Here is an 18,562-nt window from a genome sequence, read left to right as displayed (position 1 = left end):
AATTTTAATCTGAAATCACTTTTTTACCACTGCTTGCTTACCTGTATATTTTATTGTTTTAACAGCTGTATCATTCTGTTTTCCAGACATCCATACAATATTCATGGTATATACCTTTGTCTGGTCTTTGTAATTACCAATTTGTTTACCTATAGTCAAGCTTTGATTCTTTTCATTCCAAATCATTGGAATTTCGATATACTTTCCTTTTTCATAATTGTAATTATCCCCTTCGTCATTATAAAATGTAAACGCAGCGTCCTTGCCTGTATAGACATGTACTTCCAGAATATCCTGTTTTGTCTGGGTATTTTGAACAACATTCCCCATTGGCACAATTGAACCTTCCTTTACAAAAACCGGAATTTTATCCAATGGAGCCGGAACTGTTACTGTTTGTCCGCCTTCAAATCGTTTACCAGTCCAGAAGTCATACCAGGCAGTATTCTTTGGTAAATAAACATCCCAATTGATAACATCTGGAGCTGTGACCGGCGCTATCAAAAATGCTTTACCAAACATGTATTCATAAGCTTGGCTGACAGCAATTGGATCATCATTGAAATCCATAATTAGCGGCCGCATTAATGTTGAATTATTCTTGGATATCTGCCACGCTTCTGAATAAATATATGGCAGCAGCTGATACCTGAGGTTCATCATAGAACGCATATTATTCTCTGCTTTTTCGCCATATTTCCAAGGTTCCGTTTCTGTTTGGTATCCATGAATACGGAATATCGGATTGAAAGCACCCCATTGAAACCAGCGGGTGAGTATTTCATGATACTTTTCGTCAGTATATTGTCTCGGACCCGGGCGGAAAAAACCGCCAATATCAGTTGTCCAATAAGGCATGCCTGTAAGATTGTAATTTAACCCTGCCTCTATCTGACGTTTATAAGTGTCCCAGCTCCAGCCTATATCACCTGACCAATTGATAGTTCCGTAACGCTGCTGTCCAAGAAAAGCTGAACGGGTGAGAATGGCAACTCTTTTTTCTGGATTTGTATTTCTTTGTCCTTCATAAATCGCCTTGCTGACAAATAATGGATAAGTTAAGCGGTAAAAATCTCCCAGGCCAAAATAAGTTTGTTTGCCTCTCAGCGCATCATTTTCTGGTTCAGTAGCATCCATCCACCAAGAATCTACACCAAGTGCAAATAAATTTTTATTGAGTGCGTTCCAATGTGTTTTTTGAGTTTCCGGATTAAAAATGTCTATCCACGGACTATTGGGAATAAATAAATTTTTAGCTAAATATTCCTTACCAATTTCTGATTCTTTATTCAGATTTTCCCAGACAGAAACCGAAAAATGAGCATTCAAATCATGAATTTCCTTTATGAATTTTTCTGGTTCAGGATAATGTGTTTCGTCAAATTTAGGAACTCCCCAGCCATATTTTCCCCAATACTGCCAGTCCTGTACAATTACATCTACAGGCAGACTGCGTTTCCTGAATTCTTTAATTGCAGCAACCAAATGCTCGCCAGAAGTATATCTTTCTCGGCATTGCCAGAAACCAAAAGCCCATTTTGGCAGCATAGGAACATTCCCGGTTAAATTACGGTAACCAGCAATAATTTCGTCTGTGTCTTTTCCCGAAAAAACGATATAATCAAGTGACTTCGCATTTGGCGAATTGAAAACCGTTTCGTTATTAGAAAGTTTTAAACTAAGCGACGGTGTGTTACTCGATTTGCAGACAACTTTTACAGTATGTTCTCCTGCTTTTAACTGAACTAATTTACTCACTGCCGGCGGCAACCATAAATTGGATTGATTGATTACATCTATATTATCAATAATAACCAAATGATTACTATCCATATCACCAAGGTCAAGCATTAGAGAATATTTGCCGTCTTTAGCCACCGAAAAACTGCCCGAATAAACAGACTGCTGTTGTGAAACCCGCTGTGTACCTGCAGTGGTTGTTACTTCTGCTTCTCGATTTTCACCTTGGTTTATACCATTTTTAACCAAAGGAATATTTTGGTTCGCTGGATTAAAATAGGTCAGACCATATTGATGCCATAAAAGTCCATATCCTTTATTAGAAACCAAAAACGGAATGGCAATCTGTGAATTTACCTGAATTAACTTTCGGGCAGAATTTTTTAAATTATAAAAGCCATCTTGAAATTGTCCTAATCCAAACAAATACTCGTCTTGAGGAGATTCAAATCCCTGTTCGGCCACAAAACAAGGTTCCCCCATAATGGTACTCGCTTTCATTAACCTCGAATTTGCTTTCTCGGAAAGAAACACTTTACCGGATTTATCGCTATACTGAATAACAGTTGTTTTTTTATCAAATGATGCTGTTATTGCTTTTGTGCTCAACTTCAAACTCGCTGCGGTTTCTTTTAATGTAAAAGCGGGAACTTTAGGCTTATTAATCAAAACAAACTCTTGGGCTTCTTTTAAATTTCCAATTTGATATTGCACCCGGATTGATTTTTCAGTAACAGGAATTATATTAAGTATGCCTTCAGATAATTCAATTGAAAGCCTATCCGTAGTCAAAATGTGCTTTTTATACTGCTGCGCACTAATTGAAAAGGAGAAACTTAAAATTAGAATGTATATGAATCTTTGCATTTTTTTAACTGCTTAATTTTGTATTGGATTTAATGAAACAACAAAACCGCCCCTGCGAAGTAATTTTACCTCTACTGTTGAATTTTTATTTACTACAATTACTTGTGATTGCAATAGTAAATACTGTGGCCAGACATTAAAAAAGCTGAACACAGCAAACAAGACTATAATGCCTTTTAAGTTTATGATTTTTAATAATTTATTTTTCATATCTCTCTTCTCAGTTCAATTTGGACTGTGTATTTTTTTATTTGCTGACGAATGTATAAACACCGTTTTTTTTTGTTAAAAAGTCAACCAAAACTGTAGGTTTAAGCTCCAGTGGTTTTATATTAGAATTTTCAGACACAATAGGTGATGCCGTTTCATCTGTAAAATAAAACGGGTTAGGATTTTCTCCATTTGTAGCTGCTAATTCCTCTCCTGACTTTTGTTTCATAGCATTTGGCAGGCGTAATCTTAAGTTCCCGCCAAGTGCTGATTTGATAACTAATTTTGTAATTTTAGAATCTTTCCATTTCATCTCAGCAATTTCAAAACCGCCCCGAGCACGTATTCCTTCAACACTGCCATCAGGCCAGGCATCAGGCAATGCGGGAAGCAGATGAACCGCTCCATCTGAACTTTGAACCAGCATTTCTGTAATTCCCGAAGTACACCCAAAATTCCCGTCAATCTGAAATGGAGGATGCGCATCAAAAAGATTATTATACGTTCCGCCCCCGCCAGCATTTACACCTAATGGGGTCAATTGATTTTTTATAAGAGAATAAGCATGGTTTCCATCCTGCAGTTTTGCCCACCAGTTTATTTTCCAGCCCATACTCCATCCCGTTGATACGTCTCCGCGCTGCAGTAAGGTGTTTTTTGCAGCTGCGAATAATTTAGGTGTTCTATAGGCAGAAATCTGATTAGAAGGAAATAATCCATATAAGTGGGACACATGCCGGTGATTATCTTTAGGATCATCAATATCGTCTAACCATTCCTGCAGCTGGCTGTATTTCCCTATATGCATTGGAGCCAGTCGATTGCGAAGCTGTTTCAAAGTGTCTATTAAAGGATTATCCTCTTTTAAAGTTTGTGCTGCCTGAATTGTTGCAGTAAAAACATCATAAACGATTTGATTATCCATAGTTGTCCCTGCATCAAGTGATGAGCCGTTATGTGCTTTTGGTGCATTTTCTGGTGAATTCCCTGGATTTACTACCAGCCATTTGTATTTTGGATGTTCAATCAGAAAATCGGCATAAAACAAAGCAGCACCTTTTATTACCGGGTAAACAGCTGCTAAAAATGTTTTATCACCAGTGTAAAGATAATGCTCCCACAAATGCTGGCTGGCCCATCCTCCTCCTGCAGTCCAAAGCCCCCAGAAAGCACCATCCACAGCACCAGTAGCCCGCCAAATATCAGTATTGTGATGTGCCATCCATCCTCTTGTTCCATACATCGTTTTAGCAGTTTCCTGTCCCGTTACTGATAAATCTTTTACCATCTGTAAAAAAGGGGCATGCAGCTCTGAAAGATTTGTTTTTTCAGCAGGCCAGTAATTCATTTCTGCATTTATATTAATGGTATATTTACTATCCCAAGCAGGATGAAGACTTCCATTCCAAATGCCCTGCAGATTAGCCGGCTGTCCTCCAGGCTGTGAAGATGATATAAGCAAGTAGCGCCCATACTGATAATATAATGCTGCAAATTGCGGATCATTTACATTTCTAAAATTCTTCAATCGTTCATCTGTAGGCAGATCTGCGGCAGGAGTTGTTCCTAAATCAAGTTTAACACGATTAAAATATTTTTGGTAAGCAGCAATATGAGCATTTTTTAATGACTCATACGATTTACCGGCAGCTTTATTCAAATAATCAGCATCACGCTGTCCTTCATTAGCGCTTACATCATGATAATTATTAAAATTAGTTGCTATAGAAATAACGATTGTAACAGCATTTGCCTCTTTAACGGTAAGCATTCCGTCTGATTCAGATAATTTTCCGCTGTCTAATTTAATACGGGTTATACCTTTAAATTTAATCAGCCCCGCTACACCTTCGTGGTCACTTGCAGTTCCGGTAATTTCGAGATCTTTTGAATTGTTTACTGCAAAATTCTTTATTTTATGAGGCGAAGTATAGCTTGCTGCAAATGAAATGCTCCCTTTTTTATTAGCTGTAATTCTCATTACTATTACTCTGTCTGCAAATGACACAAAAGCCTCTCGCGTATATTTCACACCATCAGCCTCATAACTGGTTTTCGAAACTGCCTTTTCTATATCGAGTTCCCTCCTGTAATCAGAATATTTTTCATGGCCTTTAAAGTATAAATTAAGATTTCCAACTGGCTGAAACATCTGTCCCTGAGACTTCTTTGAAATAAATGCTTTGTTACTTAATTCTTCAGCTTCTTTATATTTTCCTTCAAAAATCATTTTTTGAATTTCCGGCAAAGCTGCCAAAGCATTTGGATTGTCATTTCTATTGGGACCGCCACTCCATACCGTATTCTCATTCAACTGAATAATTTCATGTTCAGCATTACCATATACCATAGCACCAAGAAAACCATTACCTATCGGCAGCGCATTTTCCCATGTTTCTCCCGAAGGCTGATTGTACCAAAGTTTAAGATTTCTGTCTTCCTGTGAGTACACAGAAAATCCAAAAAGCAGGAATGTTAAAAAAAAAGTTTTCATTACAAATAATTAATTAATCTGATTTCAGAATATATCCATCATCTGGATGCATTTATATTGTTTGGATCATAACTGCTTATCTGTTCAAGTCAATTTTTTGCTACTTATTTCTGACAATAATTTATTATGACGGTCTTCTAAAAATTATAAATGATTATCAAACTCAAGTACTTTTTACAAAAAATTGCATTTAAAAAAACAGCTATTTATCAAATGAATTAATAAAATTATATACATAAAAATGAATAATGTTTAAAAAAATAGCAAACACAAACGATTGTGTAAAAATATATCATTTTTTTTAATGTAAAAGAAATTAAGTGTTCTTTGTACCATTATTACATTTTCAGCAAAAAAAAAGGACTAATTCGAATTTTAATATAGTCACATTGACAATATATAGTAAGTTTTTAATATTTTTGCTTTATAAATCACACTACCGCAGATTTTATTTTAGAAAAAAAAGACTTTTATAGTGGAAGAAAAGAAAAAAAAGAAAAAAATTGACAGAAATGAAACTACATGGGTAATGAGAGACATCACCATTGACTGTGCAGTATTTGGCTATGACAGCGGAAGCCTCAAAATACTTCTTGTACAGCACGGTGAAGGAGTATCAATAGGCCAATGGGGCCTTCCCGGCGGGTGGATTACTGAAAAAGAACATATAAAAGGCGCCGCACACAGACTGCTCAAAAAAATCACAGGTCTTGACAAAATTTACCTCAAACAGCTAAAAGCTTTTGGCGCACCAGACCGTTATCCTGCGGCGCGTGTAATCACTATCGGCTACTATGCAGTAATCAAAAGCACAGATTACAGCATCACTGCAGGAGGAAACATCTCTGACGCAAAATGGTACAACATTAAAGAAATACCCGAACTAGCCTTCGATCACAGTCAAATACTAGAGTATGCCCTTAAAAAACTTAGAAAAAAAGTCAAAAAAGCACCTATCGGTTTTTCATTACTTCCGAACAAATTCACCTTACTTGAACTTATGCATTTGTATGAAGAAATTTTAGGATACGAAATGGACAAACCCAACTTTAGACGTAAATTCCTGAATATGAAACTACTTAAAACCCTCCCCGAGAAACAGCAGAACACTAAATACAGAGCTGCGCAGCTGTATGAATTTGATACTGAAATTTACGAAAAACTAACAAAAAAGGGATTCAGTTTCGAATTCTAAAAGCAAAACATATTGTTATTTACAAAGCTGACCAATACCGCCTTTTGACAAAAACCAAAATAGAACATCAACAGCAATCTAGTTTTAAACAGAAATTACACCTAAAAAAATATTTAGATAAAAATTACACAATTATCAATAAAAAACAAAGTTATCATATAAATTAAATGTATTTTATACATTTGTAAACAGAAATTAAATATTATTAATTATTTTTATGATTTCATTAAATAAAATAGAATTATAATACTAAAATTTTGAGTCAAATACAAGAAAAAACAAACGCTTATTTAAGAAAAATTTGCTGATATAAAATATATCCCTTAAAATTGTAGTCAATTAGACTATTATGTAAAAAACAATTTTTAAGTATCATTCTCATTAAATAATTTTTTACGCTCTGTAACCGGACTATATAAAAGTTCATTACTTTTTCTTAAAAGGAAAGTAAGCTATTCCGAATAGGCTCAGCCTTATTTTTTTTAAAGATGCCCGCCTATTATAAAGCAATCAAAATGGACTATTTTTAAATTTAATTTATATGGGATAGTACATCGGGTTGTTCGTTTTTATGCTTTAGTACGTTTACAGATTTCTATATTCACCATTTTATAACTTGTCTTCTGCAAGCAGTTTTTAAGAAGACTCTCGTTTTTAGATTAAAATTTTCTAACCTATTATTTTCATGAAAATCTTTAAAATAGTAATAATTATAGCACTGTTTATTTCCTGCCGAGTACAGTCTCAATCAGGAATATTATATACTTCAGATTCGCAGTTATCAAGCAGTCTTATAAACTCTATGTATCAAGACAGTAAGGGATATATCTGGATTGCTACCGAAGATGGTTTAAATCGTTATGATGGAGCAAAGTTTGTTATCTACAAACGCAGAAAAAATACTGCCGGAACTGTTCATAATAACTACATAAAATCAATTTTTGAAGACAGAAACAAGAATTTATTTTTTGGTTTTATTGATGGGTTGCAGATCTACAATCATGCAACGGACTCTTTTACGGATGTTCCGATGACTGGTAATACTGATACAAAATTTAGTCCTCATGTCAGCTGTATGATACAGCGAAAAAATGGTGACATTTTAGTAGGATCTTCAGGCTATGGTATTTTTAAAATTGATTCTAAAAAAAAGAACCTGGCCGCAAAACATCTCGATATCCAGATTTCTACAACGATGATCCACGATCTTTATGAAGACAAGAATCAAAATTTATGGATTTTAACTCAGGACAGAGGACTTTGGAGAATTGACAGCAATAATAACTTAAAACAATTTATCCTTTTAAAAGATCATCTGACCAACATTACCAGTATTTGCGAAGATAAAAAAGGAAACTTATTTTTAGGTACGCTTAACAATGGTCTTTTTATTTACAACAGATCTGAACAGAAATTTGAATCCTTTTTAGATTCAAAATCGCTCCCTATCAAAAAATTATTTCTGATTAAAAATGATCAAATCCTTGTGGGAACAGACGGAATGGGATTGTATAATTATGATTCTGAAAAAAAGAAGCTTTCAGTAGCTAACTTTAATGTTGCCAATTTTGATTTTTCAATGTCCAAAGTGCACTCTATACTTAAAGACCGGGCAGGAAATCTTTGGATGGGACTATATCAAAAGGGAGTACTGCAGATTCCTCCAAAAGAAAATAATTTTAACTATATAGGATACCAATCCGTAAACAACAACATTATTGGTTCAAGCTGCGTGATGTCAGTGTTCCGAGATAGAAAAGGTATTTTATGGGTAGGAACTGACGGTGGCGGTCTTTATGGCATTACAGATAAGAATAAAAAAAAATACCATTACACTTTTGAAAAAAATGGTTTCAGCCGGCTGGCGATTATGTGCATTTTTGAAGACTCAAATGATGATTTATGGATTGGAACTTACCTGCATGGGCTGGCCAAACTTAACCGCAGCACGAACCAATTTGATTTTATAAATACTATTTTAAGCAAAGAAAATAAACCTGTAGAAAACATTTACAGTCTGGTCGAAGATCAGAAAAAACAATTATGGATAGGCACTCTTGGATCTGGGCTGTACTGCATGGATCTCACTACACATAAAGTTGCAGACTATAATTCAAAAGACAGTAAAAATACCTTAGGAAATTGGTGTGTGAACTGTCTTTTGCCTGCTAAAAACAATAAACTTTATATTGGAACTTATGACGGACTGTACTGCATGGATCTGAAAACTAAGACCTTCATTAAAAAAGGCTTGCTAAACCATACATTTCCAAAAAAAATAATTTACGACTTACATGAGGATAAACTTGGAAATTTATGGATTGGTTCATCTGAGGGACTTATTTACCAGCCTATAAAAGGGAAGCCAATTATTTATACAACCGATAATAATTTACCCAGCAATATAATTTCTGCTATACAATCAGATAAAAGCGGCAATCTATGGATCAGCACTAACAGCGGGATATCACGGTTCAGTCCGCGAAGCAAAAAATTCTTCAATTTTAATTTTAATGACGGCATTCAGGGAAATGAGTTCAGCAAAAATGCCTCTTTTCAAGACAGCAGAGGCCAGATCATTTTTGGGGGAATGAAAGGCGTAACATATTTTGACCCTGAAATGATAAAATACAACGAAAAAAGCACAAATGTCTATATAACAGGATTTTATATTCAAAATAAATCGGTAAAAAAAGGCATGAAATCTGATCAGTTTGATATAGTGAACAGTGCGCTTATTGATGCCAAAACTGTCGATTTGGGGCATGATGACAATTCATTCAGTATTGAATTTTCTACTATGGATTTTAACAATCAGCGGCATATAACTTACTTCTACTCTTTAGAAAACAACAAATGGAATAAACTGCAGCAAGGCATAAACAATATCACATTTAACAATCTTGAACCTGGAACTTATAATTTTAAAGTAAAGGCAGAAGTCTATGGCAAATATTCGGGGATTCGCCAATTGACAATAACTGTACATCCTGCATGGTATTTTTCGATATGGGCAAAATTGTTTTATTGGGCATTCTTTTTTGGCGCAGCATATGTTACTGTACAGCAGATTAATCAAAGAAAATTAACTAAAATAAAATTACAGGAACATTTACAGAACAAGCAGGTAAACGAAGCTAAACTTCAGTTTTTAACAAACATTTCGCATGATATAAAATCTCCGATTTCATTAGTTATCAACCCTCTGCTCAAATTAATGAGTACAGATCATGATATTACAAGGCAGAAATCGTACATGGTAATGCACCGCAATTCTGAAAAAATACTACAGCTGGTCAATCAGGTAATGGATGTTCGTAAAATAGATCAGGGACAAATATCCCTGAACCTTAAGCGGACTGAAATCATAAACTCCTTACAGGAAAGCTGTCTGCTGTTTGAAGAGCAGATTCAGACAAAAAATATAGAATTGGAACTCCATTACAAAAAGCCTGAGCTATATGCATGGATAGATCCAAAATATTTTGACAGGATAATTCAGAATGTGCTATCTAATGCAGTTAAATTTGTGCCTAATGAAGGAAAGATTGAAATTTTTATTGAGGGAGATTCAAAATTATATCAAGACAATAAAGAGATTTCCTGTTTTACGATAACTATTGCTGACAATGGAATAGGAATAAATGAAAACGAGCTGGCCAAAATATTTGACCGCTTTTATCAATCCAGTAACAGCAGATTGAATCATACTGAAGGTACTGGTATTGGTCTGCACTTAACAAGATCTATAGTTGAACTCCACAATGGAAGCATAACTGCTGAAAATAATATTGGAGCTTCGGGATGCCGTTTTATTATACAGCTTCCAATGAGAACAGAGGATATGGAAGTAGAAAAAGAGGATGAGGATGATACTCATGAGCGAATTAACAATTTGGTCTTGTCTGCTTTACAGATACCTTCATTAGAACCTGTTGATCAGTCTTTTATTAGTACAACTAGTAAAAAAAGAATTTTAGTTGTCGATGACAATGACGAAATCAGAGAGTATTTATTTAAAGAACTAGCAGCGCATTACAAAGTTGTTACCAGTATTAATGGTAAAGAGGCTCTGGAAATAGTTTTAAAAGATTCTTTGGATCTTATTATAAGCGATGTTAAAATGCCTGTAATGGACGGTGTCACATTTTGCCGTAAAGTAAAGAAAAACATCAACATTAATCATATTCCTGTGATTCTGTTAACTGCAAATTCACACGATCATGATCAGCTAGAAGGGCTCAACATTGGTGCAGATGCTTATATTACCAAGCCGTTTAACATGGAGATATTAAAAAAGACGGTACTAAATCTTATCCGAACAAGAGAATTATTAAAAAACAATTACAGCGGTAATCAGGCACAGGAGGATAAAATCAAAAAAATCACAATGGAATCCTCTGACGAAAAACTAATTCAGAAAATAATGAATTTTGTCAATAACAATCTCAGTGATCCAAATTTAAATGTAGAAATGATCGCGTCTGAAATTGGAATAAGCAGAGTACATCTGCACAGGAAATTAAAAGAATTAACGAATCAGTCATCAAGAGATCTCATACGCAACATCAGGCTGAAACAGGCGGGTGAACTATTGGCTTCCAAACAGATGAATATTTCGGAAGTGGCTTACCTTGTAGGCTTTTCAAATGTTTCTAAATTCTCAACAAGTTTCAAACAGTTCTATGGAACAGCACCAAAAGAGTACATGGAAGAAAAACTTAAAAAAAATGGACAGACTGATAAAGTTTCAAATATTTAAAGCACAAATGTGCCGTTAAGCACTGAATTTACAGAAAATATTAATGAGAAAATGAATCAAACCACCTCTATATTACCCTGAATATTAATGAGTTAGTTTAGCAGACTCAAAGACTGAAAATAATTTTCAGAAGCTAAAGTGAAATGTCGCAAAGTACATAGTTTTAACTTTTTTTAAGACTAATAACCTGAGTTCGATTGTTAGGCTGACTGAAACTGCAAGATTGGATTGCGAAAATTGATGAAATTTTGCCACAGATTCACAGATAAAAAATGATTTTAAAATCTGTGAATCTATGGCAAAAACTTTTTTAGAAGCTAAAGCGAGATGCACTGAAAGTGCATAGTTTTAAACTCTATTTGAGACCAATAAAACGCTGATTTATCGGCTTTGCAGAATAATCATTAACAACATCTTTATAGCCTCATTTATTTCCCCTTCCTCTGTTAGGGTAATATCGCAGACGGCATCAGACTTTTGTCCAAAACTCTTTCCACTTATTTCTGTTCTTCCAATCCCAAAATTATTAATCTGCAGTTTGTCATTCATAGGATCTTTTTTAGAAGCCTTTATAGCAAGTTTTACTTTTTGAATGAATAACCATGCAGTCTTTTGAGTTATTTCATATCGTTTTGCAATATGGATTGACGACACTGCTTGGTTGGTATAAGCCATTTCAAAGACTATACAGAATGCTTTTTGAATTCCAAATTTCACTCTATGAAAAAGAGTACCTGCTGTCGGACTCTCATTATACCTGCATTTAGTACATTCTCTTTTATTATGTTTTTCAAAATAAACATACTTTGTATTCTCACAGCGCTTACATTTATAGCCGTCTTTCCATTTTTCATTGGCAATAAATTCCCGGCAGCTATCGTCGTCTGGAAATATTTTTACAAAGTCTAAAACATTCTCTCCATTTAATGTAATTTCCATATTCTTACTATTTTATTGTAATCAAAAAGTCTTTTATATAATCTGAAATAAATTATTTGATGTTACTTAATTAAGTCTGAACATCATTTCCTGCAGTCCAATCAGTTTTTACTATCTGATTTTCAATACCGTATGGTATTTTTAATTTTGGTCATGGGGGGGTGCAAAACCATTTTTTACTATTTTGGAGCTCATTGCTCCAGTAAGTGGGCATTTGAAAGAATTTGCGGTCTGTCACAATATATTACAATAGCTCCTATTCGGATTTTCAGCCAAATCAGCTTGGTTTGACCAATAAAAGAAACAATAACAAAAAATTTAAATAGAATACCCCTTAAGGCCTTACTATTAAGCAAATTTTATTTTGCTTTACTAATTAAGACCTATGGGATATTCAAACCACACCTACTTAACAACTAATCGTTAGTTAAAACCACAATAAAAAACAACCAGTTTATTTTACCGAACTGCATATGACTGATTTCTTTGCATATTCTTTAAACCATTTATGAACAGGAAAAGCACAAGCCTCAGGGTCACTGTTATAGGCAATTCCTCCATCCAAAGATCCTTTATCAATAAGATTTTCAGGAGACAGCAGGTTCCATATAACATTTCCAGACTCATCGGCCAAAGCTTTAAAATTAGCTCCAAACCCTCTTTGTCCTGCTGTTCCAGTTACTCCGCCTTTACCCCAGACATCATATCCTGCAGGAGCCCAATCAATTTCTGTAACAGCTATCGGGGCAAAATCAGCAACCGGTTTAATATTTTCATTCCAATTTGCCCTAAAAACCATAGGATCATTATTATCTCTGCCCCAGTATCCTGGATAGATATGTACAGCATATCCAATATTTGTCCCTTCAATTCGGTTTACGGCATATCCTTTATACTGCGACTGATATCCGGAACCAGGAATCCAAATAATATTGTTCGCTCCATTTGACCGTATCTTATTAACCATTGGCTGAAAAAACAGTTTCAAAGCATCAAAATGTGGCTGAGTATTACTGCCAAAATCTCCATTTGTACTTTTTATTGTAATAGGTTCATTGGCTAATTCAAACATGACATTTTCTGCATTTTTCAAACTGGAATGATTGGACAAGTAATCCCAGATCTTAAATAAATAATTATAATAATCGTCACCAACATCAATTTTCTGAGGACAAACACCAGGAGGACGGAGTATTACATACATTCCTCTTGACTTAGCATGCTGAATAAGCGGAATAATAACTTGATCAACAGCCAATTTAAATCGCTCAAAATTAAATTGAGAGATATCATCTTCTCCTTTTGTGGCGGCACCTGGATTATTGGACCAATATGGGTCAATATGCAGTCTGATATAATTTAAATACCAATCTTCATTCTTACTATTTGAAAGCTTGTCAATTATACCATTATTGTAATTTAAACAGCCCGTTACATTATAGTTATCCCATCTGCACTGTCCAACAGCACATCCATTAAACCAAGGACTTGGAGTAATGGCAACTCCATGCAGTGAAACTTTATTACCGCATGGATCTTTCAAAAACCTCCCATCTGCCTTAAGCTGCGGTGTTTTTTGAGGCCACGATACCGTGGCCTCAACTGAAGATGAATCTTTTACAGGAACATCATCCTTTTCACAACTTAAAAACACAAGCAAAATTATTCCGGCAAAAAATAAATTGAATTTCATAATTTATTACTTTGCTCCTTTAAGTCCCTCAGCAAAACCTGCATAAGAAAATTTACGTGTGTACTTAAGATCCCACAAACCTTGATGCTGGCCTGGCAGCCATGAAGAATCAGATTTACTGTCTGTTAATCCCCAAACAGTAATTCCGTATCGCTGGCTTACCGGAATATATTTTGCATACATATCCACCACATATTTATACATATCGGCTTGTTTTCTAAGATCAAATTCTGTTGGATTTAACCCAGCAGCAACATCTAGTTCTGAAACTTTTATAAGTTTACCCGTAGCTGCCAGCAATTGGAACATTGTTTCAATTTTGGCTTTATCAGAATTGATTGTAATATGCATCTGAGTACCTATACCATCAACCTTTTGTCCTTTACTTTCAATATAACTAACATATTGGATAAGACCTTTACATTTATCAGTACTATACTCAAGGTTGTAGTCATTGACGAATAATTTATCCGTTGCATTACCACTTTTTCTAGCAAGTCTAAATGCTTCAACTGCATAATCTTTCCCTAGATAATCCTGCCAGTAGAATTCATCAGCAGCCATATTTGCTTTACCTGCACCTGTTTTTAATTCATACGGTTTTCCATCATCCATTGGCTCATTAACAACATCCCATGCGGTGACATACGAAGCACAGTTTTTAACCATCCCTGTTATCCATTTATCCAGTGCATCACCAATGATAGCTTTTTTCTGCTCTGGAGTTTTATCTTTTGTCTGAACACTTCCAGTTGCGCTGTACTTTTCTATTTTGAGATTATCATAATAAAAACTAGTGGCCGTTTTTCCAAGATTAAAAGCAATTGTATTACAAGTTTCCATCTCCTTAGTAACCGTAATCTCTTTAATATAAGTTGTCCATGTGGCAGTATATGAAAGATTACCAAAGAAATCCCAATGCTTATAACCTCCTACATTTAATTGTGCCTGTGTAGGAGATGATGCTGGAGCATCAGCGCGAATATCCATAGTAAGTCTGTATTTTTCGCCTATTTGTACCCCTGGAGAAAACTTTATATAAAGCTGTGCATCCCATTCATTGGCACGCACGCTGGCATTTGTTAATTTAAGTGCTCTGCCTGTTCCATTAGCTCCTTGACCTGCAGCTGTAAACGATGATGTTACATTTCCATTGACCTGATAATTGGATGCATCAGCAGTTTCAAAATCATTTGCAGTTATCACATCCCAGCCTGGCCCTGTTGATGATAAAACATCTGGAGCAATGAGTTTTTTAAGATATGTCGCATTTTGATTCGCGTGCCAGCAGAGTGTATGACCAAAAACTGTAACATTAGCTTCTTTAGCTGTTTTTAGTAATTTATTGACATTATCAAGAGCAAGACTCCCATCTGCCTGTACTATTGCGCCATGTTTCATTTCATAGCCCAAAGTAATCTCATCAAAATTCTTATTAACTAACCTATACATCAAGCTTTTACTTGTATAATCATTCAATGAAATACCAGCACCTAATTTAAAATTAGGATTAGCTGTTCTGTCTACATAGCTTTTTAAATCAGAATAGACATCAATCGCTTCCTGATTGGCAATGCTGGCAGGTTTTTCATAATCGTACTTTAAAACATTATCGTTTGTACAGGATGCAGCCGTCATCAAAACTGAAGACAATAGCAGTACTTTGTATAATTTATTCATCTTCTTTAAATTTTTAATTTTTAATAAAATTTTCAATTATACCATTTAGAAATATAAAATAGTTTTTATTAACCTCCCCCACTCCCTCTCCAAAGAAGGAAAGAGAAATAGGATCGGATTATTTTATATTTCTTCTAAATGGCTTTATTTCTTAACCGGACTATAGACAGCTGCAGTTACTCCTCTATCACGCAGTACCAATGTATCTTTTGTGGTTACATTAAAATCCTGGAAATTAACTTTATAATCAAGATAAAGAGCATCTCTGTCTTTACTTCCCCAACTGTTTTTCTCTCCTTTTTTCACAAACTTGCCTGTACCGCTTGCTGTAAATAATGCACTGCTTCCGGAGACTGTACATTTATTTTCGTTATCAAATGTAAGTGTCAGATTAAAGTTGATATTAACTCCAGATGCATCTTTGACAGTAACTGGAAAATCAATTGTACTTAATGATTTGGTATTAATTTTAGAAACTTGATCAGTTTCTACGTAGGCAGTATGTCTGACAACTGTTTTATTAAGAGCCGTATTTCCATTATTTCCAACAATAACGTCTTTACCTCTTCTCAAATAATTGCCGTCCCAAGGATTTACATACTTTACAGCATATAAAATAAAGTCCTTGGGCTGACTGCTCCAGTCTGTACTTAATACTTTTGATGGATTAGAGACTAAAGCCTTTCCTGAAAGAATAGTATCAGCATTCACTACTTTTTTCATTTCAAGAGGAATAACATAGGTCTTTTTTACAGATAAAGGATCTGCAAAAAAAGCATCAGACAATTGTACCTCAACACCTCCGGTAATCTGGCCTTTTGGGATAACAATCTGATTACTCGCAAGTGTATAGTAATTGCTTGGCATAGCAATAATTTCACTATCGCCAGCATTAAACAAGAAACCGGCTGGTAACGAATTTGCAACAGCAATATCAATGGTTACATCTTTATCATTACTGTAAACTCCACCTAAAGTTCCCATTATTTTGCACTTGTGCTGATTATCTAAAGTGGTATCAAATATGTCTTCTCCTAATGTTATCGTTCTGACAGGGTACTGATAAGCAAAATAAACCGACTGATGGTCAAAATTATCAAACTCTGCATCTTGATTAGTACATGAAACCATAGTGACAAGTACAGCTGCTAGCATTAAAAATATTTTGTTTTTCATTTTTCTTTAATTATTAAATTTCCTAATACATTAAGTAGAATCTTAATGTTCTACCATCCCTTGTTTTGCAGTAAAGCATTAAACTTAAGAGCTTCTGAATATGGAATTGGCCCAAATTTCATATAATCTTTATAAAGTCTGCTTTCAACAGTAATTTTTTGATGGACTCCTCCTTGGATTTTATCACCATCTGCAGAAACATTTAAATTTGAATTCCATCTGCGCAAATCCCAAAATCTGAATCCTTCAAAACATAATTCCAAACGTCTCTCATTTCTGATTAGGTTGCGCATTTCCGTTTTATCAGCTTTAATCGATTCCAAGTAAGGATCAGGCTGCACAATTCCAGCTCTTTTTCTTAACGCTTTAACAACATCATAGGCAGAGAATCCTATAGTTCCCGTTGCGGTTGGTCCCCATGCTTCATTTGCAGCTTCTGCATAAATAAGATACAGTTCAGTATATCTCATACGTGGCTTATAATGTCTCTGATTATTAATTGAAGTTGGATTTAAATTCACATCCTGTCTCAATAATTTTCTCATATAATACCCTGTGCGGGTTGATGTACCAACCTTGTTTAATGCATCATTTGTAGTACCGTCACTAGCTGTAGTAATTACAGAATTACTCACTCCTGCAGTTGACTGGTTTACCAAAATGAATTTTTTCAAACGGGGATCACGGTTGTCATAAGGCTTTGCCGCATCATAATTACTGCCGGCAGCAGAAATAGGATAACCGTTTGCCATTGGGAAAGCATCAACTAAATTCTGTGTTGGATTGACACGTCCTTTTCCAAAAAGAGTTGGAGGAAAATTATCGCTTTCTAAATTATTACTATCACCAATATCACCTCTCCAAAGAATTTCTGGCGGATTAACTCCAGCTCCCATAGCTTTTAACTCATCAGCATCACTGAACCAATTCAATCCATTAGAAGCTATTCCGGCAACTCCGCCGTTCAGGTTTAATAATGCACCAGCATATTTAGCTGCATCATCCCAAGTGGTTGTATTTCCTGCGCTGAAAGCTGGACTAGCAGCCAATAAAGCAGCTTGAGCTCTTACCACTTGTGCAATTCTTGAAGACATTCTTTGTCTCGCATATTGTCCAAAAACACGGTTGTAGTCACTTAAATTATCGTAACCTGGAGGCAGTGTACTTGCATCTTCAAAATCTAACGGCAGTAATTCGGTAGCTTTTTTTACATCACTGTATAATTGTTTCATACAGTCTTCAAAAGAAGAACGTGCCACATTGAAGTTGGAACTTGCTGTTTCTGGTGCCAAAAGTATTGGCACTCCTAATAGCTGATCATTAGTTGCTGTACCAGCATGAGCCTGCAGTAAATAGTACATGTATAAAGCTCTTAATCCATAAGCTTCTCCCATCAGACGGTCTCTAAACAAAAGACTTACTTTTTCATCCTTTGCCCATTGTACTTTACCGGCTTCAGAAAGAAAAATATTCAGATACTGAATGGCTGCTCTTGAATTGGTCCATTGATCTAATGGGTTAAAGTTTGAAGTCCATTGACCTGTAGCTACCTTAAGGTAATTGTTTGCTATATCATTTGATACAGCGTCATCTGTTGCCACATCATTAAATGACCAGCTGTTTCCAGGAAGTCTTGTATAAGCATTTAGAAGAATTCCTTGTGCATATTCAGCTTCTGCATACATATCTTCAAGCCCTCTATTGTTTTCGATTGCCGGATCAATTAAATCATCACAGCTGCAAAAAACAAACAGAACGGATATAAAAATTAATATTCTTATTTTCATAATAATTAAATTAAGTGTG

9 protein-coding genes are annotated in these 18,562 nt (G+C 35.0%); 2 read left to right on the top strand and 7 right to left on the bottom strand.

Going from position 1 to position 18,562, the window contains the following annotated elements; all coding sequences use genetic code 11:
- Window positions 1-15: 15 nt before the first annotated feature.
- The gene (locus tag IRZ80_RS04035; RefSeq protein WP_194640276.1) at window positions 16-2,607 is read right to left on the bottom strand and encodes a TIM-barrel domain-containing protein; all 2,592 of its coding nucleotides are present in this window, start codon (window positions 2,605-2,607) and stop codon (window positions 16-18) included.
- Window positions 2,608-2,854: 247 nt separating this feature from the next.
- Window positions 2,855-5,311 carry a glycosyl hydrolase family 95 catalytic domain-containing protein gene (locus IRZ80_RS04030; RefSeq protein ID WP_194640275.1) on the bottom strand — a complete coding sequence of 819 codons (2,457 nt, stop codon included), beginning with the start codon at window positions 5,309-5,311 and terminating at the stop codon, window positions 2,855-2,857.
- Window positions 5,312-5,840: 529 nt separating this feature from the next.
- On the opposite strand from IRZ80_RS04030, the gene IRZ80_RS04025 reads away from it, so the two are divergent.
- Both IRZ80_RS04025 and IRZ80_RS04020 read left to right on the top strand, forming a co-directional pair.
- Window positions 5,841-6,506 (top strand): NrtR DNA-binding winged helix domain-containing protein, encoded by a 666-nt coding sequence (locus IRZ80_RS04025; protein ID WP_194640354.1) that lies wholly within the window; start codon window positions 5,841-5,843, stop codon window positions 6,504-6,506.
- A gap of 685 nt (window positions 6,507-7,191) precedes the next feature.
- Window positions 7,192-11,268 (top strand): hybrid sensor histidine kinase/response regulator transcription factor, encoded by a 4,077-nt coding sequence (locus tag IRZ80_RS04020; protein ID WP_194640274.1) that lies wholly within the window; start codon window positions 7,192-7,194, stop codon window positions 11,266-11,268.
- A 381-nt stretch (window positions 11,269-11,649) separates the two neighbouring features.
- Here the strand turns inward: IRZ80_RS04020 and IRZ80_RS04015 are convergent, their stop codons facing one another.
- The 5 genes from IRZ80_RS04015 to IRZ80_RS03995 all read right to left on the bottom strand — a co-directional run bounded on the left by IRZ80_RS04015 (window position 11,650) and on the right by IRZ80_RS03995 (window position 18,543).
- Window positions 11,650-12,207, bottom strand: coding sequence for a transposase (locus IRZ80_RS04015; protein WP_194640273.1), 558 nt, complete (start codon window positions 12,205-12,207; stop codon window positions 11,650-11,652).
- Between the two features lie 454 nt (window positions 12,208-12,661).
- Window positions 12,662-13,900 (bottom strand): cellulase family glycosylhydrolase, encoded by a 1,239-nt coding sequence (locus IRZ80_RS04010; protein ID WP_194640272.1) that lies wholly within the window; start codon window positions 13,898-13,900, stop codon window positions 12,662-12,664.
- 6 nt (window positions 13,901-13,906) lie between these two features.
- Window positions 13,907-15,580 carry an endo-1,4-beta-xylanase gene (locus IRZ80_RS04005; protein ID WP_194640271.1) on the bottom strand — a complete coding sequence of 558 codons (1,674 nt, stop codon included), beginning with the start codon at window positions 15,578-15,580 and terminating at the stop codon, window positions 13,907-13,909.
- Window positions 15,581-15,724: 144 nt separating this feature from the next.
- Window positions 15,725-16,735 carry a DUF5627 domain-containing protein gene (locus tag IRZ80_RS04000; RefSeq protein ID WP_228520799.1) on the bottom strand — a complete coding sequence of 337 codons (1,011 nt, stop codon included), beginning with the start codon at window positions 16,733-16,735 and terminating at the stop codon, window positions 15,725-15,727.
- Window positions 16,736-16,806: 71 nt separating this feature from the next.
- Window positions 16,807-18,543, bottom strand: a complete 1,737-nt coding sequence (locus tag IRZ80_RS03995; protein ID WP_194640269.1) for a RagB/SusD family nutrient uptake outer membrane protein — start codon at window positions 18,541-18,543, stop codon at window positions 16,807-16,809.
- Window positions 18,544-18,562: the final 19 nt, after the last annotated feature.

This window comes from Flavobacterium sp. HJJ (assembly GCF_015351475.1).
In the GTDB taxonomy this organism is placed as follows: Bacteria; Bacteroidota; Bacteroidia; order Flavobacteriales; family Flavobacteriaceae; genus Flavobacterium; species Flavobacterium marginilacus.
Note: the sequence above shows the minus strand (reverse complement) of the source record. Positions and strands in the feature narration are given on the sequence as shown.